The sequence below is a fragment of the Pseudomonas sp. LAIL14HWK12:I10 genome, from assembly GCF_900184205.1.
Classification (GTDB): Bacteria; Pseudomonadota; Gammaproteobacteria; order Pseudomonadales; family Pseudomonadaceae; genus Aquipseudomonas; species Aquipseudomonas kermanshahensis.
The window spans coordinates 119,782-143,536 of sequence record NZ_FXWU01000003.1 but is presented as its reverse complement, the minus strand read 5'-3'; the positions used below and the strand labels follow the sequence as shown (position 1 = coordinate 143,536).

Here is a 23,755-nt window from a genome sequence, read left to right as displayed (position 1 = left end):
GCCTCTTCGCAGCGCAAGGCTGCTCCTACAAGGGGCGCGCGTCTGACGCGAGGCATGAGGCCAGTACCCGCAGCACAGATTTTGGCATTTGTTCATAACAACAAAAACAACCCAAGCCAGATACCCGAGGAGGCAGCATGGCCACCTATCACACCGGTGCGACGGACCCAGGCACGGATACATCACTGGGCATCCCCCGGCGCTATGCCTGGATCGTCTTTGCCCTGACCTTCGGCCTGTTGATCTCCGACTACATGTCGCGGCAGGTGCTCAACGCCGTGTTCCCCCTGTTGAAGCAGGAATGGCAGCTCAGCGACAGCCAGCTCGGCCTGCTCAGCGGCATCGTCGCCCTGATGGTCGGGCTGCTGACCTTTCCGCTGTCATTGCTCGCCGACCGCATCGGCCGCATCAAGAGCCTGACCTTCATGGCGGTGATGTGGAGCCTGGCCACGCTGGGCTGCGCAGTTGCTGAAAACTACCAGCAGATGTTCATCGCGCGCTTTCTGGTCGGTGTCGGCGAAGCTGCCTATGGCAGCGTCGGTATTGCCGTGGTGGTGGCGGTGTTCCCGCGTGAGATGCGTGCCACCTTGGCTGGGTCGTTCATGGCCGGTGGCATGTTCGGCTCGGTGCTGGGCATGGCCCTGGGCGGGGTGATGGCTCAGCACCTGGGTTGGCGCTGGGCGTTCGCTGGCATGGCGTTTTTCGGCCTGGCCCTGGCGCTGCTCTACCCGCTGATCGTGCGCGAGGCGCGCATTGCCCCGAAAAATCAGGCGAGCGCCAGCGACAAGGCGGCCTTGAAGGCATTGCGCCCACTGCGCACGCTCTATTCAAGCCGCTCAGTGATCAGCGCCTATGTCGGCAGCGGCTTGCAGCTGTTCGTCGGCGGCACGGTGATCGTCTGGATCCCCAGCTACCTGAACCGCTACTACGCCATGAGCACCGACCGGGCCGGCGCCGTGGCAGCAATCATCGTGCTGTGCAGCGGCGTCGGCATCGTGCTGTGCGGCATGTTGTGCGACCGCATGGGGCGCGATCGCCCTGATCGCAAGATCAGCCTGGCCATCGCCTACTGCCTGGGCAGCTGTGTGCTGCTGTCAGTGGCCTTCGCCATGCCGGCGGGCCTGCCGCAACTGGTCCTGATCTGCCTGGGCATGATGATTGCCGCAGGCACCAATGGCCCGTCCAGTGCCATGGTCGCCAACCTGACCCACTACACGGTGCATGGCACGGCATTCGCCACCCTGACCCTGAGCAACAACCTGCTCGGCCTGGCCACTGGCCCGTTGATCACCGGCAAGGTGTCCGACCTGATCGGCCTGCAAGCCGCCTTTCAACTGGTGCCGTTGATCAGCATCGCCGCCGCCGCGGTGTTTTTCTACGCCAAGCGCCACTACCACCCTGACATGGCGCGCCTGGCCTGTGGCAATAGCCCGCAAGCGCCTGTCGAGCCTGTACTGGAGGCCCGTACGTGAAGCATTCGCTGTCGATAGACGTGTATTTCGATCTCATATGCCCGTGGTGCCTGATCGGCAAGCGGCAACTGCAAACCGCGCTGGCTCAGTTGCGCGAAGCCCGGCCCGAGGTCGAGGTCACCCTGGCCTGGCACGGCGTGCAGCTGTTGCCCGACATGCCCGCAACCGGCCAGCCGTTCGCCGATTTCTACCGCCGCCGCCTGGGCAGCGACGAGGCGGTGCGGCAACGCCAAGGGCAAGTGCAGGAGGCTGCGCGTGCCGTGGGCGAGCTGATCGACTTCAGCCGCATCGCGCACATGCCCAATACTGCCGACGCCCATCGCCTGCTGCTGCATGCGGTCGAGCTGGGCAGCGAGCAACAGGTCGAGGCGCTACTGGAGCGGCTGTTTGCCGCGTATTTCCGCGAGGGCGAAGACTTGGGCGATCGCGACACCCTGTTGCGCATCGCCGAACAGTGCGGCTTTACGCCTGCCGCGCTGGCCGGGAGCCTGAGCGCTGATGGCCGGCCATTCATCAGTGCCAGCGCCGACATCGCCAGCAGGGGCGTGCCGTGTTTCGTCTTCGACGACCACCTGCGCGTGTTCGGTGCCCAGCCGGCAGAACAACTGCTCGACGCCATGCACGTGGCGCTGTCGCGTTCGGCGGGGGTGCAGGCGTGAACGGGCGTATCGAGGTACCGGCCCAGCGCGTGCCCGGCGTCGGCGAGCGTGTGCTGTTCGAACATGGGGGCAAAAGCCTGGCGTTGTTCAATGTCGACGGGCGTTTGCTGGCCATCGACGACAGCTGCCCGCACCAGGGCTCATCGTTGTGCGCCGGGCAACTGGACGGCGCCGTGATCCAGTGCCGCGCCCATGGCCTGCGCTTTGACCTTGCCAGCGGCTACCTGCTCAACTCCAAGGCACTCAAAGTGGCCAGCTACCCGGTGGAGGTGGAGGGCGACCAAGTCTTTATCGTCATCGCCGGCCAGGAGGTGGTGTCATGAGCACCCTTGCGCTTGCCCAGGTCAACCACCGCGCGCGGGAGTTGGCGCCGGGGCTTAGCGTCAGCCTGATTGCCGCTGGGGCGGCGAGCTTTCTGGCGGAGCATTATGGCGCGCCGGTCATGCTGTTCGCCCTGCTACTAGGCCTGGCACTGAATTTTCTGGCCAGCGATGGCAAATGCAAAGCCGGCATCGAATTCACCGCACGCACGGTATTGCGCCTGGGCGTGGCATTGCTGGGCATGCGTATCACCCTGGAGCAGATGGCAGGCCTGGGCTGGAAGGCCGTCGCACTGGTGGTGATCCTGGTGGTGGTGACCATCGGCGTGTCGATGGTGGCGGCCAAGGCCCTGGGGTTCCAGCGCCTGTTCGGCATGCTCACCGGTGGCGCCACGGCGATCTGCGGCGCCTCGGCGGCGTTGGCGCTGGCCGCTGCGCTGCCCAGCCACCCGCAAAAAGAGCGGGCGACGCTGTTCACCGTCATCGGTGTGTCGGCGTTGTCGACCCTGGCGATGATCCTCTACCCAATGATCGCCAACGCGCTCGGCCTGTCGCCACAGGCTGCCGGGGTCTTTCTTGGCGCGACGATCCATGACGTCGCCCAGGTAGTGGGGGCGGGCTACAGCATGTCGCCCGAAACCGGCGACACCGCCACGGTGGTCAAGCTGATGCGCGTCGCCATGCTGGTGCCGGTGATTGTTGTCGCGGCCATGATCTCGCGCCGCCAGGGTACCGACACCGCAGGCAAGCGCCCGCCATTGTTGCCCTGGTTCGCGGTGGGGTTTCTGGCGCTGGCCTGCATCAACAGCACCGGTTGGGTGCCGTTGGCCGTGCAGGGTGGGGTCAACGAGCTGTCGCGCTGGTGCCTGGTGGTGTCGATCAGTGCCCTGGGCATGAAGACCCAGCTCAAGGAGCTGGCCGCCGTGGGCATCAAGCCGATTTTGCTGATGGTCGGCGAGACGGTGTTCTTGGTGGCGCTGGTGCTGGTGCTGTTGCGCTTCGGCTTGTAACACCACGCGCTCAGCGCGTGGTGACTGGCCCCTGGGCCGCGCTGCGGGCGCGTTTGAGTGGCGTGGGCAGGTCATGCTGAACACGCCAGGTGGCCGGTGGCTGGCCGAACTGGCTGATGAACCAGCGGGTGAACGAACTGTGCATGGAATAGCCGAGCATGTCGGCGATACGCCCCAGCGAATAGCCGGGGCTTTCCAGGTAGCGCAGCACCAGGTCGCGGCGCACGCCGTTGACCAGCTCGCTGAAGGTGGCGCCTTCTTCTTCCAGCCGGCGCTGCAAGGTGCGCACGTTCATGCCTTGGGTCTGGGCGATGTGTTCGATGGTGGCGCGGCCCATGGGCATCAGCAAAAAGATCGACTTGCGCACCTCGTGCACCAGGGAGGGGTTGCCGTCATCCTGCAGCGTACACACGTAGCGCTGGGCGAGCCGCGCCATGGCTTCGTTGGCCTGCGGGTTGGCCGTGTCCAGGTCGGAGGCCGAGCAGACGATGCCGTTGAAGTCGCTGTTGAACTCAAGCTTGCAGCCAAAAATGCGCCGGTGGATGGCCACGTCGGCAGGGGCGGCATGGGTGAAGTTGACGCTGATCGGGTGCCAGTGGGCGCCCAGCAGCGCTGAGCAGAAGCGGTGCATCACACCGATGGCCAGCTCGATGGCCTGGCGGCTGTGTATCGGCTGCTCGGTGATGACCTCCTGGCGGATGATCACCGTCTTGCCGGTTTCTTCGATGTGGATCGCCAGCGCATTGTTGAGCACATGGCGGTACTGCACGATCACCTGCAGCGCATCGCGCAGCGAATGCTGGTGGCTGATCAGCAGGCTGACCTCACCAAAATCCGACAACTGGCGCAGTTCGGCCATGCGCAGGCCGAAGGCTTCGCAGCCGCTCAGCCGCGCCGATTCTTCAAGTACGCTGATGGCGGCAGCCACCGGGATGCGCTGATCAGGCGCTTCGAGCAAGGACGCACTGAGGCCAGCCTGGGCCAGCAGGCCATGGCCGTTGAGGCCCAGGTGGCGGGAAACTTCCAGGTAATTGGTGAGCGAAGCCGCTCGGGCGAGCACGGTCATATTGTTGTTTTCCACGTGTTCTTGATGGGCATCCCGCTGCGCTGGCGGGTAGTCACTTATAGCGCCTGTGTCATCAGATGCAAAGCCATTTTCCTGCCGTTGGTCGCCCGTGGCGAGGGGGCTGCGGGCGGCCGCGTCGGCCGTGTCATCAACTGAAAAATCCGTGACGCGCAATGTAAAGCGTGTGCCGGACCGACTCATTACTCTGGCCCTCAAGCAGTCGGCAATCGACCGAGTGAACAGAGCAAGGGCCCTGACATGGAAAAACTGCAAACCGCCGCCACCGTGCTGATCGTTCCCGGTCTGCGCGACCATGTACCTGAACACTGGCAGACCCTGTTGCAGGCGCGCCTGGCCAAGGTGCGTGCGGTGCCGCCACTGGAAACCGACAAGCTGAGTTGCACGGCACGGGTCGAAGCGATCGAGCGTGAGCTGGCGCAAATCGAGGGCCCGGTGATCCTGGTCGCGCACAGCGCCGGCGTGCTGATGGTGGCGCACTGGGCGGCGCGCTATCAGCGGCCGATCAAGGGCGCCTTGCTGGCCGCACCGCCAGACCTGCACAGCGATTGGCCACAAGGCTATCCCACCCCGGATTCCCTGCGCGCCCACGGTTGGGCGCCATTGCCAGGCGGCCCGCTGCCGTTCCCCAGCCTGGTAGCCGCCAGCAGCAACGACCACCTGGCCAGCCTGAGCGCAGTCGCCGGCCTGGCCACGCAGTGGGGCAGCGCGCTGGTCGAACTCGGTGCCGTTGGCCACCTCAACCCTGCCTCGGGCTACGGCCCGTGGCCCCAAGCCGAGGCCCTGATACAGCAACTCGATCGCTGAGCCGCGCCTAACCCCCACGCAGAGACATCGCATGAACAACAATAAAAACGTTCTCTTCTGCCTTCCCCGCCGTAACGTGATGGCTACGTTGCTGCTGGTCGCCGGTGCGCCGGCTGCCCAGGCATTCCAGCTGGACATCGCCAACCCCGACTGGAGCGTGCGCTTCGACAACACCGCCAAGCTCAGCTATGGCCAGCGGGTCGAAGGCGAAAACGCCAAGATCGCCCGCACCGCCAACCTCAATGACGGCGACAAGAATTTCAGCGTCGGTAGCGCGGTCACCCAGCGCCTCGACCTGCTCACCGAGCTGGATGTGGTCTATCAGAACACCATGGGCATGCGCGTCAGCGCGGCCAGCTGGTACGACCATGCCTATGACGACGTGGGGTCCAATTCCAACCCGTTCCCCGGCCAAGCGGGTAACGCTGGCAACCTGGTGCTGGCACGCCCGGCCGGTGGCTTGCCGGCGGGTACCGTGCTGGCCGGTGGCCCGGCACGCCACCATGGCCTGAGCCGTTACAGCGACCGTTACTACAACGGGCCGTCGGGCGAGTTTCTGGATGCCTTCGTGTTCTACAACACCGAAATCGGCGACGAGTCGATGCTGAGCGGCAAGCTGGGCTGGCACTCGGTGTACTGGGGCGAGACCCTGTTCAACGCCGCCAACGGCATCAACTATGGCCAGTCGGCCCTGGACCTGGCCAAGCTGTACAACGTGCCGGGTACCGAAACCAAAGAACTGTTCCTGCCGCGCAAGCAGTTGTCGCTGAGCTACACGGTCAACCCTGAACTGACCCTGGCGGCGCAGTACTTCCTCGAGTTCGAGAACTCGCGCCTGCCCGAAGGCGGTACCTACATGGGTGCCTATGACATGCTGGGCGATGGCGGTGAGATCTTCTGGTTGCCGGTGCCCAATGCCGTCGGCGGTGCCGGTGCCTTCTACGGCGCGCCGCGCGGGCATGACATTCGCCCCCACAACACGGGTGACTTCGGCTTGATGGCCAAGTGGAGCCCGGAATGGCTCGACGGCACCCTGGGCTTCTACTACCGCAACACCTCCGACCCGACCCCGGCCGTGCTGATCAACGCCCCCAACCTGCACACCGGCAGCCTGGCCGGCAGCAGCTACATGGCCGCTTACGCCGACGATATCGACATCTACGGCATCAGCCTGGCGAAGAGCGTCGGCCCGGTCAGCGTGGGGTTGGACGTCAACTACCGCGAGAACATGCCGCTGATCAGCAACTTCAGCACCATCAACGGGCCACTGTACGAGGCCTTGGCCGGCACCGCCGGCGGCACCAACCTGATCGGCGAGGTGCCAGGCCACGGTGAAACCGGGCTGGCCCGCGGTAAAACCTTCCATGTGGTGCTCAATGGCCTGGTGTCGTTTGGTGCCACGCCGCTGTGGAATGCATCGTCGTTGGCCGTGGAGGGCGCGATGACCCACCTGGTCAGCGTCGACAAGGGTGAGCAGACCTTCAAGGGCGACTCCACCTACCACGGCGTCGACAAGGTCACCACCAACGCCTACACCCTGGCGGTCAACTTCACCCCGACCTGGTTCCAGGCGCTGCCGGGGGTCGATGTGTCGATGCCGCTGTCCTACAACGTCGGCCTCAAGGGCAACTCGGCCATCCAGCTGGGCGGTAACGAGGACTCTGGCAGCTACTCGGTGGGGATCGCCGCCGATGTCTACCAAAAATACAAATTCGACCTGAAGTACGTCGACTCCTTCGGCAAGTTCGATACCTGCTCGAGCGGTACCGACAACAACACCCCAGGCACCAACGGGCGCTACCAGTGCATCCCCGGGCAGATCACGTCGCAGGCCGGCCTGGCGCCGCTGCTCAAGGACCGCGGCATGGTCACTGCCTCGTTCAAGACCACCTTCTGAAACTCCATTACAACAACAAGCGGAGAAACCTGATGAAGTATCTCAATAGCCTGCTGTCGGCCTCGCTTGCGGTCGTTATCGCCGGGGGCGCCCAAGCGGCCGCCCCGGCCCAGGATGTCGCCCGGCTGGGCAAGGACCTGACCGCGGTGGGTGCTGACAAGGCGGGCAACGCCGACGGTTCGATCCCGGCCTACCAGGGCGGCCTGAACACCCCGCCCGCGGGCTTCAAGCAAGGCGATACCCTGCGCCCCGACCCCTTTGCCACTGAAAAGCCGCTGCTGGTGATCGACGGCAAGAACGTCGACCAGTACAAGGACGCGCTGACCGCCACCACGGTGGAGCTGGCCAAGCGCTTCCCCACCTTCCACATCGACGTCTACCCCAGCCACCGCACTGCCGCGTTGCCCAAGGCACTGCTCGACAACACCCTGAAGAACGCCGCCAATGCCAAGTCCCTGCAGGACGGCTTGGCCATCGAAAATGTCCTTCCCGGCGTGCCGTTCCCAGTGCCGCAATCGGGTGCCGAGGCGATGTGGAACCACCTGCTGCGCTACCAGGGCGTGGCGCAGAAGGCCAAGTACGACTCCTGGAACGTCGACGCTGCCGGTGTCGCGGCCCTGGCGACCACGGGCCTGGCCTATAACGCCTACCCGATCTACGAAGACCTGAACAAGGTCATCGAAGCCAAGGACATCTACTTCCAGACCAAGCTGTACTTCGAAGGCCCGGCGCGCCGTGCCGGTGAGTCGATGATGCTCAAGGACGCCGCCAACCCGCTGGTGCAAGAACGTCGCGCCTGGCAGTACCTGCCGGGGCAGCGCCGAGTGAAGCTGGCGCCGAACCTGGCCTACGACACCCCCAACCCGGGCACCGCCGGCTCGGGTACGTTCGATGACGTGTACGTGTTCAACGGCGCGTTGGACCGCTACGACTGGCACCTGGTAGGCAAGCGCGAGATGTACGTGCCGTACAACACCTACCGGCTGACCTACATCCACGACCCGAAAACCCTGACCACGCCGAACCACCTGGCGCCTGACCAGGTGCGTTGGGAGAAGCACCGCGTGTGGGTAGTGGAAGGCACGCTCAAGGGCAATGCGCGGCACATCTATGCCAAGCGCCGCTTCTACCTCGACGAGGACAGCTGGTTCGCCCTGGCCTCCGACCAGTACGACGCCCGTGGCCAGTTGTATCGCGGCTCGTTCAGCTTCTTCACGCAGAGCTACGACGTGCAGATCCCCAACAACAACCCGCATGTGGTCTACGACCTGGTGGGTGGCAGCTACAACGTCAATGGCCTGATTGGCCCGCACGGCGGTATCGAGTACATCGCCCCTCTGTCCAAGGCGCAGTGGTCGCCGGAAGCCCTGGCCGGCGCCGGTATTCGCTGACCCCGACGATCAGCCTGCCGGCTGGCCACAGGTGGCCGCCGGCAGGGTTTGCAGAGGATGTGGCATGGCTACTTTGAACACGTTTACGCCGTGGGCGCTGGCCGTCGCGCTCACTTTGGGCGGCGCTTGCGGTGGGGCCCAGGCGGCCTATGTCGATGTATTGGACTTGCCGGCCAAAACCAGTGCGTTGGTGGTACACAGTGCGCTGCGCGATGTAGCACTGGCCGGTGAGCGGCTGGTCGCGGTAGGGCCGCGTGGCCATATCGTGTATTCCGACAACCAGGGCCAGGATTGGCACCAGGCCAACGTGCCGGTCAGTGCCGACCTTAATGCTTTGGTGTTCCCCACTGCGCTGGAAGGTTGGGCGGTGGGCAACGATGGGGTGATCCTGCACAGCCGTGACGGCGGCGCCAACTGGGCGGTACAGCTCGATGGCCGGCAGATTGGCGCTTTGGTGGCGGCCCATTACCAGGCCTTGGCCAAGGCCCATCCCGAGGACGCGCAATGGGCGCAGTTCGCTGCCGAGGGCCAGCGCCTGGAGCAGGAGGGCGCCGACAAGCCGTTGCTCGGTGTGTGGTTCGCCGACGCCCGCCACGGCTACGCGGTGGGGGTGTTCAACCTGATCCTGCGCACTGACGACGGCGGCAGCACCTGGGTGCCGATGCAAGACCGCACCGACAACCCGCAAGGCTTTCACCTGAATGCGATCCGCGCCGTCGGCGATGCGCTGTACCTGGTTGGCGAACAGGGCCTGCTGCTGAAGTGGGATGCCGGCCAGCAGCGCTTCGTCGCCTTGCCCAGCCCCTACCCAGGTACCTGGTTTGGCGTGTTCGGCAAGCCTGGCGAGGTGCTCGCCTATGGCCTGCGCGGCCATGTGGCACGCAGCCTAGATGGCGGCCAGAGCTGGGCCAAGGTGGACACCGGGGTGACCCAGAGCATCACCGCCGCCAGCCTCGACAGCCACGGTGACTACTGGCTGTTCAGCCAGGGCGGGCAGGTGCTGCGCAGCCGCGACGGCGGCCTGAGCTTTGCCGTGCAACCGCAGGTGCCGCCGGCACCGGTGGCCGGCGCCCTGCAGACCGGCGCAAATGCCACCGTGCTGGTAGGCGAGCGCGGTGTACGCGTGCTGCCCGCCCGATAAGCCTCCAAGCATTCCAAGAGAACCCAGTGATGGCCAACATCAAGCAAGACACCCTGCCGGTCATCCGCGACCTGAGGGATTTCGACCCGCGTTCCGGCAACGTGCTGGAGCGCATGGTCTTCAACTACCGCCCGCTGTTCATGCTGTTCATGGTGCTGGTCACGGGGGTGTTGGGGTATCTGGCGCTGACCCGCCTGGAGCTGCGTCCCAGCTTCGAAAAAATGATCCCGCAGAGCCAGCCTTACATCCAGAATTACCTCGACAACCGCAAGTCGCTGCGCGGTTTGGGCAACGCGGTGCGGGTTGTGGTGGAGAACACCCAGGGCGATATCTACGACCCTGAATACCTGAACGTGCTCAAGCAGATCAACGACGAGCTGTTTCTGGCCCAGGGCGTAGACCGCGCCTGGATGAAGTCGTTGTGGAGCCCAGGGGTGCGCTGGACCGAAGTCACCGAGGAAGGCTTCCAGGGTGGCCCGGTGATGCCCGACGATTACCAGGGCAAGCCCGCCGACATCGATCAACTGCGCCAGAACATCAACCGCGCTGGCATCGTCGGTAGCCTGGTGGCGACCGATTTCAAATCGAGCATGCTGGTGGTGCCACTGCTCGACCACGACCTGGCCACCGGCCGCGGCATTGATTACCGGCAGTTCTCGCAGATGCTCGAGCAGCAGCTGCGCGACAAGTACGAGTACGCCGGGGACAGCACGGCGCGCAAGGCCGGCGAAGAGGGCCATGGCAAGTACAAGGTGCGGGTCATCGGGTTTGCCAAGCTAATGGGCGACCTGAGCGACGGGCTGGTCCAAGTGATGATGTTCTTTGCTCTGGCGGTGCTCACGTCGCTGGTGATCATCTTCCTGTACACCCGCTGTGTGCGCAGTACCTTGCTGGTGGTGTTCTGTTCGCTCACGGCGGTGGTGTGGCAACTGGGTATTGTCGGCTGGCTGGGCTATGCCATCGACCCTTATTCGATCCTGGTGCCGTTCCTGATTTTCGCCATCGGCGTGTCCCATGCGGCGCAGAAGATGAACGGCATCATGCAGGACATTGGCCGTGGCACGCACCGGCAGGTCGCCGCGCGTTACACATTCCGCCGCCTGTTCGTGGCCGGGGTCACTGCGTTGCTGGCCGACGCCGTGGGCTTTGCCGTGCTGATGCTGATCGACATCCCGGTGATCAAGGACCTGGCAATCACCGCCAGTATTGGTGTCGCGGTGCTGATCTTCACCTCGTTGCTGTTGATACCGGTGGCGTTGTCCTACGTCGGCGTGGGCCGCAAGGCCGCCGCACGGGCGCTGTGCATCGACCAGCGCGCTGCCGAGCACCGCGGCTTCGGCAAACTGTGGGATGCGCTCGACCGTTTCACCACGCGCAAGTGGGCCACGGGCGCCGTGCTGGTGGCCACGCTGATGGGCGTGGGTGGGTTCTGGGTGAGCCTGCAGTTGAAGATCGGTGACCTCGACAGCGGGGCGCCAGAGTTGCGCGCCGATTCCCGCTACAACCGCGACAACGCTTACATCACCCAGCATTACACGCTGTCCAGCGACCTGTTCGCGGTGATGATCAAGACCCCGCCGGAAGGCTGCCTCAGCTACCAGACGCTGATGCTCGCCGACCGCCTGGCCTGGGAGCTGCAGCAGTACCCGGGCGTGCAGACCACGGTGTCGCTGGTGAATGCCGTGCGCCAGATCACGGCGGGTTCATTCGAGGGCAACCCGAAGATGAGCAGCCTGCAACGCAACCAAGACATGCTCAACTACGCCGCCCAGCAAGCGTCGGTCAATGCGCCGGAGCTGTTCAACACCGACTGCTCGATGATGCCGGTGATCGCCTACCTCAAAGACCACAAGGCCCAGACCCTGGACGACGTGGTGGCCATCGCCGACCGCTTTGCCCGCGATAACAGCAGCCCCGACCGCCAGTTCATGCTCGCGGCCGGCAGTGCCGGCATCGAGGCGGCAACCAACATTGTGGTCCGTGAAGCCAACCGCACCATGTTGCTGTTCGTCTACCTGGCGGTGACGCTGTTCTGCCTGATCACCTTCCGCAGCTGGCGGGCGACCCTGGTGGCGCTGTTGCCGCTGGTGCTGACCTCGGTGCTGTGCGAGGCCTTGATGGTGGTGATGGGCATTGGCGTGAAAGTGGCCACGTTGCCGGTTATCGCCCTGGGCGTCGGCATTGGTGTGGATTACGCCTTGTACCTGCTCAGCGTGCAGCTGCATTACCAACGCCAAGGTCGTTCGCTGGGCGAGGCCTACCAGAACGCCGTGGCCTTCACCGGCCGGGTGGTGGGGCTGGTCGGCATTACGCTGGCGGCGGGGGTGGTCGGCTGGGCGTGGTCGCCGATCAAGTTCCAGGCCGACATGGGCATCCTGCTGACCTTCATGTTCCTGTGGAACATGCTCGGCGCCCTGGTGCTGATCCCCGCGCTGTCGTACTTCCTGCTGCCGGACAAACGCTTTGTCGCCGCTGCTCCCCAACCCTGCGCGCCTACCGCGCCGCCGGGTGAGCAGGTGAGCGAACCCCGGGCGCACACACGGATGAGCGCTTGAGCGCCCTATTAGTTGAAACGAACACGGAAACTGGAATCTACCTTCATGGCCAAGACAAAAATAATGCCGCCGGCAGCCGGTGCCTATGCCTATCCCTTGCTGATCAAGCGCCTGCTGATGTCGGGGGTACGGCAGCATCCTGAGCAGGAGATCGTCTACGCCGACAGGCTGCGCTACACCTACCGCGACCTCGACCAGCGGGTTCGGCGCCTGGCCAATGTGTTGCGTGCTGCCGGGGTGCAGGCGGGCGACACCGTGGCGCTGCTGGACTGGGACAGCCACCGCTCGCTGGAGTGCTTTTTTGCCGTGCCGATGCTAGGCGCCGTGCTGCACACAGTGAACGTGCGGCTATCGCCGGAGCAGGTCGCCTACACCATGAACCATGCGCAAGACGACCTGGTGCTGGTGCACGACGACTTCGTGCCGCTGCTGGAGCAGATTCAGGGCCAGCTGGGCACAGTGCGAGGTTACCTGCAACTGACCGACGAACAGGCCACGGCCACCACGCTGCCAGTGCTGGGCGAGTACGAGGCGCTGCTGGCCAGCGCCAGTTGCCAGGCCGAGTTCGACGATTTCGACGAGCACTCGGTGGCCACCTTGTTCTACACCACCGGCACCACGGGCAACCCCAAGGGGGTGTATTTCTCCCACCGTCAGTTGGTGCTGCACACCCTCAACGAACTGGGCACCTTTGCCGCTTACGACGGCCAGCCGCTGTTACGTTCGAGCGACGTGTACATGCCGATCACGCCGATGTTCCATGTGCACGCCTGGGGTGTGCCGTACGTGGCCACGGTGCTGGGGGTCAAGCAGGTGTACCCGGGGCGCTACGAGCCGAACACGCTGGTCCGGCTGTACCGCGACGAGGGGGTGACGTTCTCGCACTGTGTGCCGACCCTGTTGCAGATGATGCTGGACTGCGAGCAAGGCCGGCACACCGATTTCAGCCGCTGGAAGATTCTGCTCGGTGGCAGCGCGCTGACCCACGGCCTGGCCCGACAGGCCAGCGAGCGCGGCATGCTGATCTACAGTGGCTACGGCATGTCGGAGACCTGCCCGCTGCTGACCCTGACCCACTTGCGCGAACAAGACCTGGCCTTGCCCATGGGCGAGCAGGTCGCGCAGCGCATCAGGACCGGCGCCCCGGTGGCGATGGTCGACTTGCGTATCGTCGATGCGCAAGGCAACGACATGCCCCACGACGGTGAGTCGCTGGGGGAAATCGTGGTGCGCTCGCCCTGGTTGACCCAGGGCTACCTGCACGAACCGCAGAAAGGCGCCGAGCTGTGGCAGGACGGCTGGTTGCACACCGGTGACATGGGCTCGATCGACCGCCACGGCGTGCTGGAGATCAAGGACCGCATCAAGGACGTGATCAAGACCGGCGGCGAATGGATCAGCTCGCTGACCCTGGAAAACCTGATCAGCCAGCACCAGGCGGTCAGCGCCGTGGCGGTGGTCGGCATTCCCGATGAACAGTGGGGTGAGCGGCCGATTGCCCTGGTGGTCCGCGCGCCGGGTGACAGCCTTGACCAGCCGATGCTCGAGGCGCACCTCAAACAGTTCGTCGATCGGGGCCAGATCAACAAGTGGGCGATCCCCCGGCAGGTGCACTTCGTTACTGACATCCCCAAGACCAGCATCGGCAAGATCAACAAGAAGCTGATTCGCGAGATGCACATGGGGGTGTAGGGGAACAGTCTGTAGCAAGCCCCCAATCCTGTGGGAGCCGGCTTGCCGGCGACGCAGGCACCGCGGTGCATGGCACCGGCTTCGCCGGTGATCGCTGGCAAGCCAGCTCCCACCCGAACTATGTAGCCTCCAAGTCTAGCGCCGGACCTGTGGGAGCTGGCTTGCCAGCGATGAGGCCGGAACAAGCACTACAAGACAGTAGCTCCCACAGGTCCCTGCTAAACCACTAAGTTATGTGCTGTCCTATGGAAGCCGGCTAAACCAATGAAGTCTATTTTTGTGTAGGGATTGGACTGCCCCTCCAGAACCTGCACAATTGCCGGCTTTTTTCGCGACAGGAAGCCGCCATGCAACGGATTGTGATTCTGGGAAATGCCGGCAGTGGTAAATCCACCCTTGCTCGTGCCGTGGGCAAGCGGCTCGGGGTGCCGGTGGTTCACCTGGATACCCTGTTCTGGGAGCCCGGCTGGGTCGAACCGGACGCCGAGCAGTTCCGCCAGCGGGTCGGCGAGGCGACAGCAGGGGACAGCTGGGTGTGTGAAGGCAACTACGCCCGGCGCACATTCGACCTGCGCCTGCCCCGTGCCGACCTGGTCATCTGGCTCGATACGCCCCGGCTTACCTGTTTCACCCGGGTGATCCTGCGCAGCGTCATGAACCGGCCCCGTCCAGACCTACCCGCCGGTTGCACAGAGAAACTCGACCGGGCGTTCCTGACTTTCCTGAACTTCGTGTGGAACTTCGATCGCGGCTACCGCCCAGGCATCGAGGCGCAGCGCCTGGCGAAAGGGCCGCAGGTGCCTGTCGTGCACGTGCGTGGCAGCCAACAGATTGCCGCGTTTCTCGACAGCTTGCCGGCTGCCGGCGTGCTGGCGTCAGGCGGGCAGTAGCGCACGTATCGCAGCGGTCACGGCGAGGGCGAACAGCATCACTGGCAAGATTGAAAACCGTGAAGCGGCATAAGCGGTAAGTGCCAGGGCGATGAGGTCTGCGGGGTGGCCAGAAACGAAGGCGGGTGCGATCACGGCAACCAGCACGCAGCCAGGGGCGGCGTTGAGCACCTGGGTGGATGGCTTGGCCCACAGGTACGCGCTGACCAGGCCGGCCAGCGTGCCCGCCAGCACGTACCCGCCACCGGGAATCAGCAGGTAGAACAGCCCTGCAGTCACCAGGCTGAACAGCCAGGGCAGGGCGGCGTGCACCCCATTCCACAGGCCCTTGAGCAGTACCAGCAAGACGGCGGCTAATGCCGTGTCCAAGCCGTAGGGGTGCAGGTCACCCAGCAGCGGCCCGATCAACGCGCCGAGCGTGATGAAGCTGACCCAGGCCACCCACTGACACCCCCTCGAAGTGGAGCCGGTGCGCGGGCTCGATTGGGGTGGCGATTCGGTGGTCGCGGCAGCGGAGCATTCGCGGTCTGGCGTTGCAGGGGGATCTTCAACTACGGATTCAAGGGCATTCATGGTCACCTCCAGTGGGAGGGATTATTCCAATGAATCGCTGAAATAGGGTTGCGTAGTGGCTCTACTGGCGTGAGTATTTGGCATCTGCTGCCGAAATATTCCAATCAAAGGTTTTCAATGCCAATCAAGCTCGACGCCATCGATCGACGTATCCTGCGGGCGCTGCAACGCGACGGCCGACTACAGAACCAGGAGCTGGCCAAACAGGTGGGGTTATCGCCCTCACCGTGCCTGCGGCGGGTGCGCCTGCTGGAAGAAGCCGGCGTTATCGAGCGCTATGTGGCGCTGGTGGACCCGGCCAAGGTAGCGCTGGGCCTGACCTTGTTTGTGCGGGTGTGGCTCAAGCGCCAGGACCAGGACACCACCGATGAGTTCGTCGAGGCAGTGCGGCTGCTGCCCGAAGTGGTGGAGTGCCACGTCATGGCGGGTGACTGCGACTTGCTGTTGCGGGTGGTAGCAGCGGACCTTGAGGCCTATCGCCGCTTCCAGATCGCTCACTTGACCAGCCTGAGCGTGGTGCAAAACGTCAAGACCGAAGTGCCCATGGAGAAAATCAAGCTCACCACCGAGTTGCCGGTGTAGGCGGGCTTCGATTCGCAACGCGCCAGGCAATCTTGGCCTAGAGTTAGCGGCACGTGCGATGGCGCAATGCAATTAATTGCCAGTCGCCACAACTATTTCCCTCGGCAAATGTCACTTCTCGGAGCCGGTACGAATTATGGGGCACCGGCCACGCATTTTACGGAGCTAACTCGACATGGCAGCACTGCAAAACAGTACGTTGGAAGCGATTGTCAGCAATCAGGCGCAGCTGCTGAGTGAGTGGCACGCCTCACTCGAAGCCAACGGGGCGACGCGTAATATCCGCGAACAGGACCTGCGCCAGGAAACCCGTGAGTTCCTCCAGTTGGTGGTCGATGGCTTGCGCAATGAAAGCGGCACCAACATTGCTGCCGAAGGCTGGGAAGAGACACGCCGCTTCCTCGAGAAGCTGTCTGCCAGCCGCGCCCAGGTGGGCCAAGAGTCCCATCAGACGGCATTCTTCATCTTTGCGCTGAAGGGCCCGCTGTTCAACTTGCTGCAAACCCATTACCGCGAGCAGCCCGCGCTGCTGGCCGAGCAGCTGTGGGAGATTTCGTCGCTGTTCGATGCCTTCGGCCTGCACACCATCCGCACTTACCAGAAGAATCGCGAAGCCGTGATCAAGCGTCAGCAGGAAGAGTTGCTGGAGCTGTCGACCCCCGTGGTCAAGTTGTGGGAAGGCGTCCTGGCGTTGCCACTGATTGGCACCCTGGACTCCCATCGCAGCCAGACCGTGATGGAGTCGCTGTTGCAACGCATCGTCGACACAGGCTCCGAGATCGCCATTATCGACATCACGGGCGTGCCAACAGTCGATACCTTGGTGGCCCAGCACCTGCTCAAGACCGTGACCGCCATCCGCCTCATGGGCGCCGACTGCATTATCAGCGGCGTGCGCCCGCAAATTGCGCAAACCATCGTGCACCTGGGCCTGGACCTGGGCACGCTGACCACCAAATCCAACCTCGCCGATGCCCTGAAGCTGGCGCTGGCGCGCCTGGGTACCGCTGCTGGCGAGCGGGGCTGAGCCCATGGAACGAATCCCCATCTTGCAAATGGGCGAATTCCTGCTGGTGACCATCCAGGTCGATATGCATGACCAACTGGCGCTGCGCCTGCAGGACGACCTGACCGATCGCATCGAACACACCTCGGCCCGTGGCGTGCTGATCGACATCTCGGCACTGGACATGGTCGACTCGTTCATCGGCCGCATGATTGCCACTATCTCGGGGCTGTCGCGCATCATGGATGCCGAGACCGTGCTGGTCGGCATGCAGCCAGCGGTGGCGATCACCCTGGTGGAGTTAGGGCTGACACTGCCGGGTGTCAGCACTGCGCTCAATGTCGACCGCGGCATGCACCTGTTGCGCAAGCGGGTAGGCCACTCATGAGCCTTCGTGAGCGTGGCAGCCAGCCGGTACGCATCGAGCAGGACGTGGTGCTGGCCCGCCAATTGACGCGAAAAATCGCCAGCGATTGCGGCATGCGCCTGGTCGACTTGACCAAACTGGTCACCGCCGTCAGTGAACTGGCCCGCAACACGGTGGTGTACGGCGGGGGCGGTGACATGGACTGGGAGGTCATCGAAGAGGCCGGCCGCGTCGGCGTACGCCTGGTGTTCCGTGACGAAGGGCCGGGCATTGCCGACATCAAACTGGCCCTGACCGATGGCTGGACCTCGGGCGGCGGCCTGGGCCTTGGCCTGACCGGCGCACGACGCCTGGTCGACGAATTCGAGCTGGACACCGCGCCCGGGCAAGGTACCCGGGTAATGATCACCCGATGGATATGAGCCTGAGCGCAAGCCTGACCCAGGTGCTGCGCCTCGACGATGCCAGCCAGGTCGGGCACGCCCGACGTGTGGTGCAGAAACTTGCCGAACAGCAGGGCTTCGACGCCGCTGATGCAGGCCGGGCAGCCCTCGTCGCCACCGAACTTGCCAGCAATGTGCTCAAGCACGCCGCACGCGGCGAACTGCACCTGCGCGTGCTTGCCCATGGCGACCAGCCTGGCATCGAGTTGCTGGCGGTGGACCGCGGCCATGGCTTCGACCTGGCCAACTGCCTGGTCGATGGCTATTCCACCGGGGGCACCCAAGGTATCGGCCTGGGCGCTGTGAGCCGTCTGGCACAGGTGTTCGATGTGCACACAGACGCACAAGGCGCAGTGGTACTGGCGCGGGTCTATAAACAAGACGGCACGCCCAAGGACATTCGCCTGGGCGTCAGCCAGCATTCATTGCATGACGACCCAGCCTGTGGCGATACGTGGCACGTGACCCTCGGCGAGCAGCGCGTGAGTGCCTTGTTGATCGACGGCCTGGGCCATGGCGAAGAAGCGGAACGCGCCGCCAAGGCGGGCGCGCAGGCTTTTGCCCAAAGCCCCTTCAGCGCGCCCCAGCAGCTGCTGGGCGAGCTGCACCAGGCCATGGCCGGCACGCGCGGCGGGGCCGTCGCGATTGCCCAGTACGAGGGCGCGCGTGACAGTGTGGCGTTCATCGGTATCGGCAACATCGGCGCCACCCTGGTCGGCGGCGAACGCCCGCGGGGCCTGGCCTCGCACCCCGGCATCGTTGGAGGGCAGTACCGCAAGGGGCAAGTGTTCGACTACGCTCACGTGAGGGGAAACCTGTTGATCATGTTCAGTGACGGCCTACAGTCCCGTTGGAACCTTCAAGCTTACCCGGGCCTCGTGCTTCGCCACCCGGCCGTGATCGCGGCGGTATTGCACCGCGACTTCTGCCGTGGGCGGGACGATGTGACCGTGCTGGTCCTCGATCTGGAGACGGTGCATGCCTGACGACAACCGGGCCGAGCAGGCTGCCTGCATGGCACACCTGCAAGCCGAAAACCAAGCCCTGCGCGCTGAGCTGGAAGAAACCAACCAGGGTGTGCTGGCGCTGTATGCCGAGCTCGATACCCAGGCCGAACAGTTGCGCCAGGCGTCGGACCTTAAAAGCCGCTTCCTGTCCTACATGAGCCACGAGTTCCGCACGCCGCTGGGCTCGATCCTGAGCATCACTAGCCTGTTGGCCGACGAAGTGGACGGGCCGCTGAGCAAGGAGCAGCAATTGCAGGTGGCCTTCGTCAGCAACGCCACGCGCGAACTCAGCGACATGGTCGACGACTTGCTCGACCTGGCCAAGATCGAAGCCGGTCGCATCACCATTTCGCCGGCCTGGTTCGACATGCTCGACCTGTTCGCTGCCTTGCGCGGGATGTTCCGCCCGATCGTCGACATGGGCTCGGTAGACCTCATCTTCGAAGAGCCACACGGGCTGCCGAAGATGTATACCGATGACAAGAAGCTGGCGCAGATCCTGCGCAACTTCATCTCCAACGCGCTGAAGTTCACCACCCGTGGCGAAGTGCGGGTGTCGGCGCACTTGCAGGGCAACGACCAGATTCGTTTTGCTGTGACCGACACGGGCATCGGCATCGCACCTGAGCTGCTGGGCGGGCTGTTCGAAGACTTCGCCCAAATCGACTCGCCGCTGCAGAAACGCCTGCGCGGCACTGGCCTCGGCTTGTCACTGTGCAAGCGCTTCGCGGCCTTGCTGGGCGGTGAAGTAGGGGTGGACAGTGTGCCGGGCGAAGGGTCGTCGTTCTTTGTCGTCATCCCGCTGGCGCTGGCCCAGGAGAGCGTTGATGAACCCTGACATTCGCCTGCTAATTGTCGACGACAACGTCGCCACGCGTTATGCGCTGCGTCGCCGCCTGGCCCAGCATGGCTACCAGGTGCTGGAGGCGGGCACCGGTGGCGAAGGGCTGGCCATGATCGGCAGCGAGCAGATAGACGGGCTGATCCTCGACGTCAACCTGCCGGACATGAGCGGTTTCGATATCGTCCGGTTGCTGCGCGCGGACCCTGAGACTGCACTGCTGCCGGTGATTCACGTGTCGGCGGCGTCGATCCAGACCGGTGACATCATTACCGGGCTCGACGCCGGTGCCGACGCTTACTTGGTGCATCCAGTGGACCCGGATGTGCTGGTGGCGACCCTGCGGACCCTGATGCGGGTGCGCGATACCGAGCGGGCGCTGCGTGCAAGCGAGGCCAACTTTCGGGAAATTTTCACCAATGTCTCGGCACCCATCGCCGTGCTCGATGCCGAGCTCAAGGTGCATGAGTGCAACCATGCATTCGCCCAGCTGACCCAAGACAACCGTAACCCCAAGGCGCTGCAGGAGTGCTTTGTCGACGGTCAGCAAACCGCTATCGCCGCCTTGCGCCAGCACCTGGCCGCTGGCCAGCGCTGGCGTGGCACGCTGGGCATGAGCGTGCACGGCCAGCCACGGGACACCGAGTGGCAGCTTTCGCCCTACCGAGCGCCAGGGTTCTGCCTGGTGTTCGTCGAGGACGTCACCGAACACCGCCACCGCGAACGCTCGCACCTGGCACGCCTGGATGACGCCAACACCCAGCTGGCGCGAGAAATGGCCCAGCGGGCGCAGACCGAGGCGCAACTGCTGCAGTTACAAAAGATGGACGCTTTGGGCAGCCTGACAGGAGGGATCGCCCACGATTTCAACAACCTGCTGACCGGCATCATCACCAGCCTGGAGCTGATCCGCAAACGGGTGGCGCAGAACCGTCTGGAAAAGATCCCGAGTTACGCAGACGCCGCGCTCAGTTCAGCCATGAGCGCCGCTTCGCTGACCCACCGGCTGCTGGCATTTGCCCGTCAGCAGCCGCTGGACACCCGCCCGGTGGACATCAACGAGCGCGTGCGCTCGCTGGAAGAGCTGATCACCCGCACTATCGGCGAACGGATCGTGCTGGTATTGGAGCTTTCCAGCGAGCCGACCATCGCCCTGGTCGACCCGATCCAGCTAGAGAGCGCGGTGCTCAACCTGGTGATCAACGCCCGCGATGCCCTGGCCAAAGGCGGGCATATCTGGGTCAACACCGCGGCGAGCTGGTCGCATGGCAACCCTTACCTGCAGGACGGCCCCTATGTGGCGGTGAGCGTGCGCGATGATGGCGGCGGCATCGAACCGGAGGTGCTGGAGCGGGTGTTCGACCCGTTCTTCACCACCAAGCCGGTAGGCCAAGGGACCGGGCTTGGGCTATCGACCATCTATGGCTTCGCCCGCCAGTCGGGTGGGCATGTGTCGATCTGCAGCGTGCCAGGGCAGGGGACCGAGGTGACGTTGATGTTGCCGGCCAGCAGCCACCAGGTCACCTGTGAGGCACAGGTGCCACAATTGGACCAGCGCGGCGCTGGCGAGCATGTGCTGGTGGTCGAAGACATGGCCTCTGTGCGCCTGTCGGTGGCAGAAGTGCTTGCTGACGCGGGTTATCGCTGCACCCTGGCCGAAACCATCGAGCAAGCGCTGGACCACCTGCGCGAAGATGCCGACATCGAGTTGTTGCTGACCGATGTCGGGCTGCCGGGCATGAGTGGCCGCGAACTGGCCGACATGGCGCGTACTTACCGCCCAGGGCTGCCGGTTTTGTTCATGACCGGTTATGCCGAGACCGCGCTGGATCGGCAGGCGTTTCTGGACACTGGGATGGACCTGTTGATCAAACCGTTCCAGATCGGTGATCTGCTCGACAAGGTGCGGCTTAACCTTGGCTAGCACAAGTCGAACACCTCGATGCGCGGTCATGACATAAAGGGAATTTAAAGTTGGCATGAAAATCTCATGCTTAACCGTTATGCGACCCATCCTGTCGACCTGTAAACAACTTCCCACGCCAAAAAGAGCATAAGGGGGCTTCATGAGTTGTCTGATTTGCGCTGGACATGCTGATTCCGTCGAATGCCCGCTCGGGTGGGAAGAGCGACGCTGCTCGCAATGCGGGTGTTACAGAATGTCTCAATCACTCATTCTAGTGATGATGGAGGAGGGTCAGATTTTCGATACTGAGCGCATGCGGGCGTGGCTTGCCGCCCGCCGAGAGGAGGTATCCATACCCTCTATCGAACACCATCAGGCCATCTTGGTGAGTTGAACAGATGACCTGCCATGTGTTCGGCGTGCATGAGCGGCGGGGTTAGACTGATTTCGTTGTTGCATCAGGGCAATGCGCGGTGTAAACCACAGTGCTGACGCACTGGCGAAAGCGCTTCAGCGTGCATCTTTATCTCGTTTCTGGAAATAGTCCCCATGCAGCATCAATCTCCCGACGAAACCATTCGCGCCGCGCTGCAGAAGTCGCATGCCAGGCTGCGGCGGCAGCACGAACTGGTCGTCGAGTACGGCGTCATGTCACTGAAGTCGTCTAACCTGGATGCGCTGCTGACGCTGGCGTGCGATGTCGTGGCCAAGGGCATGGAGACGCCATTCGCCAAGGTGCTCACGCCCATAGCGGACAGCGACGAGTTTTTGCTGTCCCATGGTGTGGGTTGGGATGAAGCTGACATCGGGCATGCCACGGTGGGCGGGGACATCGCCAGCCCCGCAGGCTATGCCATTTCCACCTACCGGCCGGTGCTGTCCAACCACCTGGGCCAGGAGCAACGCTTCAGAACCCCCTCACTGCTTAAAAAATACGGCATCGAGCGTGCGATCAACGTACCCATTCGCGGGCCATCCGCCCCGTTCGGCGTGCTCGAAGCCGACAGCAGCAATGGCGAAGACTTCATCGAAAGCGACCTGGTGTTCCTGGAGGGCATCTCCAACGTCATCTCCATGGCGGTCGAGCGAATTTCTGCAAGCTCGGAGATGCATTCGTCCGACCCTTATTCGGAGAGCGTGCTCAACGCCAGCCCCGATTGCGTGAAGATCCTGTCCGCGAGCGGCGACATAGAATTCATGAACGATGCCGGCATGTGCCTGATGCACATCGGCGACTTGGCCCAGGTTCGCGGTGTGGCGTGGCCGCAGCTATGGCCTGACGAATCCCGAAACCTGGTGCTGGAAGCGATCAGTAAAGTCACAGGCGGCGAGTCGACCCGGTTCGAGGCTTTTTGCCCAACCCAGCAACAGGAGCCTAAGTGGTGGGACGTGACGGTTGCGCCGATTTTTGGCGAGCAAGGGGACTTTCAAAAGATGATCGCTGTTTCACGCGACATCACCGAGCGACGTCATCATGAAGCCCAGTTGCTGTCGTTGATCGACGCGCAGAACATCAAGCTGAGCAAAAGCGACCTGTACCTGGAAGAAATCCATCACCGGGTCAAAAACAGCCTGCACCTGGTCAACACGTTGCTGTTGCTGCAGGCAAACATGGCCCAGGATGAAGCGGTAAAGCTGCAGCTTGAGACGGCGGCGACTCGGGTGTTGACTATCGCCAGCGTGCATGAACGCCTTTATCAGAACGCCGAGGCCCAAGCCGTGCGGGCCTGTGACTACCTTGCGGCGTTATTGGGGGATTTGGGCAAAGCCTTGGCCGAGCGCAGAATCTTGCTCAACGCGGACACGTTCATCCTACCCGCCGAACGGATGGCGCCACTGGGTTTGGTGATTTCCGAACTCATCACCAACGCCTTGAAGTATGGCAAAGGCACGGTGGAAGTCAGCGTGAGTGGCCAAGGGGATCATGCGCTGATCACCGTCACCGACGAGGGCGAGGGTTTTCCGGAGTCCTACCCAAAACCAACGGGTACCGGCCTGGGTATGCGCTTGGTTAAAAGCTATTCGGGTTATGGCAACCAGGCGATCACGGTTGACCGTGCGCAAGCAAAAAGCACGATCCATGTGCGTTTCAAACTTTAGCCCCAGGGCCGT

At 63.6% G+C, this 23,755-nt stretch carries 20 protein-coding genes and 1 pseudogene; 19 read left to right on the top strand and 2 right to left on the bottom strand.

The window, feature by feature from the left end:
- The first annotated feature begins 137 nt into the window (after nucleotides 1-137).
- The 4 genes from QOS90_RS07780 to QOS90_RS07765 are packed head-to-tail and all read left to right on the top strand — an operon-like array spanning nucleotide 138 to nucleotide 3,461.
- Nucleotides 138-1,472, top strand: a complete 1,335-nt coding sequence (locus QOS90_RS07780) for an MFS transporter (RefSeq protein ID WP_085273821.1) — start codon at nucleotides 138-140, stop codon at nucleotides 1,470-1,472.
- Nucleotides 1,469-2,131: a DsbA family oxidoreductase gene (locus QOS90_RS07775; RefSeq protein ID WP_027596392.1), complete on the top strand. Its 663-nt coding sequence runs from the start codon at nucleotides 1,469-1,471 to the stop codon at nucleotides 2,129-2,131. Before QOS90_RS07780 ends, QOS90_RS07775 begins: the two co-directional genes overlap by 4 nt.
- Nucleotides 2,128-2,454, top strand: a complete 327-nt coding sequence (locus QOS90_RS07770; RefSeq protein WP_085273820.1) for a Rieske (2Fe-2S) protein — start codon at nucleotides 2,128-2,130, stop codon at nucleotides 2,452-2,454. Before QOS90_RS07775 ends, QOS90_RS07770 begins: the two co-directional genes overlap by 4 nt.
- Entirely contained in the window at nucleotides 2,451-3,461 is a 1,011-nt protein-coding gene (locus QOS90_RS07765) for a YeiH family protein (RefSeq protein WP_027596394.1), read from the top strand. The genes QOS90_RS07770 and QOS90_RS07765 overlap by 4 nt, the downstream gene beginning before the upstream one ends.
- Before the next feature lie 10 nt (nucleotides 3,462-3,471).
- Here the strand turns inward: QOS90_RS07765 and QOS90_RS07760 are convergent, their stop codons facing one another.
- Complete coding sequence (locus tag QOS90_RS07760) at nucleotides 3,472-4,527, bottom strand: AraC family transcriptional regulator (protein WP_027596395.1); 1,056 nt, start codon at nucleotides 4,525-4,527, stop codon at nucleotides 3,472-3,474.
- Nucleotides 4,528-4,785: 258 nt separating this feature from the next.
- Between QOS90_RS07760 and QOS90_RS07755 the strand changes: the two genes are divergently transcribed.
- The 7 genes from QOS90_RS07755 (at nucleotide 4,786) to QOS90_RS07725 (ending at nucleotide 14,918) form a co-directional block, all read left to right on the top strand.
- Nucleotides 4,786-5,352 (top strand): RBBP9/YdeN family alpha/beta hydrolase, encoded by a 567-nt coding sequence (locus QOS90_RS07755; protein ID WP_027596396.1) that lies wholly within the window; start codon nucleotides 4,786-4,788, stop codon nucleotides 5,350-5,352.
- A gap of 31 nt (nucleotides 5,353-5,383) precedes the next feature.
- Nucleotides 5,384-7,249 (top strand): DUF1302 domain-containing protein, encoded by a 1,866-nt coding sequence (locus QOS90_RS07750; RefSeq protein WP_027596397.1) that lies wholly within the window; start codon nucleotides 5,384-5,386, stop codon nucleotides 7,247-7,249.
- A gap of 32 nt (nucleotides 7,250-7,281) precedes the next feature.
- Nucleotides 7,282-8,640 (top strand): DUF1329 domain-containing protein, encoded by a 1,359-nt coding sequence (locus QOS90_RS07745; protein ID WP_027596398.1) that lies wholly within the window; start codon nucleotides 7,282-7,284, stop codon nucleotides 8,638-8,640.
- Nucleotides 8,641-8,704: 64 nt separating this feature from the next.
- Nucleotides 8,705-9,781, top strand: a complete 1,077-nt coding sequence (locus QOS90_RS07740) for a WD40/YVTN/BNR-like repeat-containing protein (RefSeq protein WP_027596399.1) — start codon at nucleotides 8,705-8,707, stop codon at nucleotides 9,779-9,781.
- A 29-nt stretch (nucleotides 9,782-9,810) separates the two neighbouring features.
- A complete protein-coding gene (locus QOS90_RS07735; RefSeq protein ID WP_027596400.1) occupies nucleotides 9,811-12,336 on the top strand; it encodes an efflux RND transporter permease subunit in 2,526 nt (841 codons plus the stop codon).
- A gap of 45 nt (nucleotides 12,337-12,381) precedes the next feature.
- Nucleotides 12,382-14,028: a fatty acid--CoA ligase gene (locus QOS90_RS07730; protein ID WP_027596401.1), complete on the top strand. Its 1,647-nt coding sequence runs from the start codon at nucleotides 12,382-12,384 to the stop codon at nucleotides 14,026-14,028.
- A gap of 347 nt (nucleotides 14,029-14,375) precedes the next feature.
- Nucleotides 14,376-14,918, top strand: a complete 543-nt coding sequence (locus QOS90_RS07725) for an AAA family ATPase (protein WP_027596402.1) — start codon at nucleotides 14,376-14,378, stop codon at nucleotides 14,916-14,918.
- On the opposite strand, the pseudogene QOS90_RS07720 reads toward QOS90_RS07725, so the two are convergent.
- Nucleotides 14,904-15,095: pseudogene (locus tag QOS90_RS07720) on the bottom strand (AzlD family protein); the annotation flags it as partial. The gene QOS90_RS07725 and the pseudogene QOS90_RS07720 sit on opposite strands and share 15 nt — an antisense overlap.
- Nucleotides 15,096-15,608: 513 nt before the next feature.
- Here QOS90_RS07720 and QOS90_RS07715 point away from each other — a divergent pair.
- The 8 genes from QOS90_RS07715 to QOS90_RS07680 all read left to right on the top strand — a co-directional run bounded on the left by QOS90_RS07715 (nucleotide 15,609) and on the right by QOS90_RS07680 (nucleotide 23,743).
- Nucleotides 15,609-16,073, top strand: coding sequence for an Lrp/AsnC family transcriptional regulator (locus QOS90_RS07715; RefSeq protein ID WP_081717555.1), 465 nt, complete (start codon nucleotides 15,609-15,611; stop codon nucleotides 16,071-16,073).
- Between the two features lie 175 nt (nucleotides 16,074-16,248).
- Nucleotides 16,249-17,100, top strand: coding sequence for an STAS domain-containing protein (locus tag QOS90_RS07710; RefSeq protein WP_027596404.1), 852 nt, complete (start codon nucleotides 16,249-16,251; stop codon nucleotides 17,098-17,100).
- Between the two features lie 4 nt (nucleotides 17,101-17,104).
- A complete protein-coding gene (locus QOS90_RS07705) occupies nucleotides 17,105-17,467 on the top strand; it encodes an STAS domain-containing protein (protein ID WP_027596405.1) in 363 nt (120 codons plus the stop codon).
- Nucleotides 17,464-17,868 (top strand): anti-sigma regulatory factor, encoded by a 405-nt coding sequence (locus QOS90_RS07700; protein ID WP_027596406.1) that lies wholly within the window; start codon nucleotides 17,464-17,466, stop codon nucleotides 17,866-17,868. Before QOS90_RS07705 ends, QOS90_RS07700 begins: the two co-directional genes overlap by 4 nt.
- Entirely contained in the window at nucleotides 17,859-18,875 is a 1,017-nt protein-coding gene (locus QOS90_RS07695; protein ID WP_027596407.1) for an ATP-binding protein, read from the top strand. Before QOS90_RS07700 ends, QOS90_RS07695 begins: the two co-directional genes overlap by 10 nt.
- Nucleotides 18,868-19,734 carry a sensor histidine kinase gene (locus tag QOS90_RS07690; RefSeq protein WP_027596408.1) on the top strand — a complete coding sequence of 289 codons (867 nt, stop codon included), beginning with the start codon at nucleotides 18,868-18,870 and terminating at the stop codon, nucleotides 19,732-19,734. Before QOS90_RS07695 ends, QOS90_RS07690 begins: the two co-directional genes overlap by 8 nt.
- A complete protein-coding gene (locus QOS90_RS07685; RefSeq protein WP_085273819.1) occupies nucleotides 19,724-21,661 on the top strand; it encodes a PAS domain-containing hybrid sensor histidine kinase/response regulator in 1,938 nt (645 codons plus the stop codon). Before QOS90_RS07690 ends, QOS90_RS07685 begins: the two co-directional genes overlap by 11 nt.
- Before the next feature lie 531 nt (nucleotides 21,662-22,192).
- Entirely contained in the window at nucleotides 22,193-23,743 is a 1,551-nt protein-coding gene (locus tag QOS90_RS07680; RefSeq protein ID WP_085273818.1) for a sensor histidine kinase, read from the top strand.
- Nucleotides 23,744-23,755: the final 12 nt, after the last annotated feature.

Coding starts and splice junctions, on each gene's coding strand:
- QOS90_RS07695 (WP_027596407.1), top strand. CDS start 17,859: ATGGATATGAGCCTGAGCGCAAGCCTGACCCAGGTGCTGCGCCTCGAC.
- QOS90_RS07710 (WP_027596404.1), top strand. CDS start 16,249: ATGGCAGCACTGCAAAACAGTACGTTGGAAGCGATTGTCAGCAATCAG.
- QOS90_RS07780 (WP_085273821.1), top strand. CDS start 138: ATGGCCACCTATCACACCGGTGCGACGGACCCAGGCACGGATACATCA.
- QOS90_RS07700 (WP_027596406.1), top strand. CDS start 17,464: ATGAGCCTTCGTGAGCGTGGCAGCCAGCCGGTACGCATCGAGCAGGAC.
- QOS90_RS07765 (WP_027596394.1), top strand. CDS start 2,451: ATGAGCACCCTTGCGCTTGCCCAGGTCAACCACCGCGCGCGGGAGTTG.
- QOS90_RS07755 (WP_027596396.1), top strand. CDS start 4,786: ATGGAAAAACTGCAAACCGCCGCCACCGTGCTGATCGTTCCCGGTCTG.
- QOS90_RS07735 (WP_027596400.1), top strand. CDS start 9,811: ATGGCCAACATCAAGCAAGACACCCTGCCGGTCATCCGCGACCTGAGG.
- QOS90_RS07750 (WP_027596397.1), top strand. CDS start 5,384: ATGAACAACAATAAAAACGTTCTCTTCTGCCTTCCCCGCCGTAACGTG.
- QOS90_RS07705 (WP_027596405.1), top strand. CDS start 17,105: ATGGAACGAATCCCCATCTTGCAAATGGGCGAATTCCTGCTGGTGACC.
- QOS90_RS07740 (WP_027596399.1), top strand. CDS start 8,705: ATGGCTACTTTGAACACGTTTACGCCGTGGGCGCTGGCCGTCGCGCTC.
- QOS90_RS07690 (WP_027596408.1), top strand. CDS start 18,868: ATGCCTGACGACAACCGGGCCGAGCAGGCTGCCTGCATGGCACACCTG.
- QOS90_RS07730 (WP_027596401.1), top strand. CDS start 12,382: ATGGCCAAGACAAAAATAATGCCGCCGGCAGCCGGTGCCTATGCCTAT.
- QOS90_RS07680 (WP_085273818.1), top strand. CDS start 22,193: ATGCAGCATCAATCTCCCGACGAAACCATTCGCGCCGCGCTGCAGAAG.
- QOS90_RS07725 (WP_027596402.1), top strand. CDS start 14,376: ATGCAACGGATTGTGATTCTGGGAAATGCCGGCAGTGGTAAATCCACC.
- QOS90_RS07745 (WP_027596398.1), top strand. CDS start 7,282: ATGAAGTATCTCAATAGCCTGCTGTCGGCCTCGCTTGCGGTCGTTATC.
- QOS90_RS07715 (WP_081717555.1), top strand. CDS start 15,609: ATGCCAATCAAGCTCGACGCCATCGATCGACGTATCCTGCGGGCGCTG.
- QOS90_RS07760 (WP_027596395.1), bottom strand. CDS start 4,527: ATGACCGTGCTCGCCCGAGCGGCTTCGCTCACCAATTACCTGGAAGTT.
- QOS90_RS07685 (WP_085273819.1), top strand. CDS start 19,724: ATGAACCCTGACATTCGCCTGCTAATTGTCGACGACAACGTCGCCACG.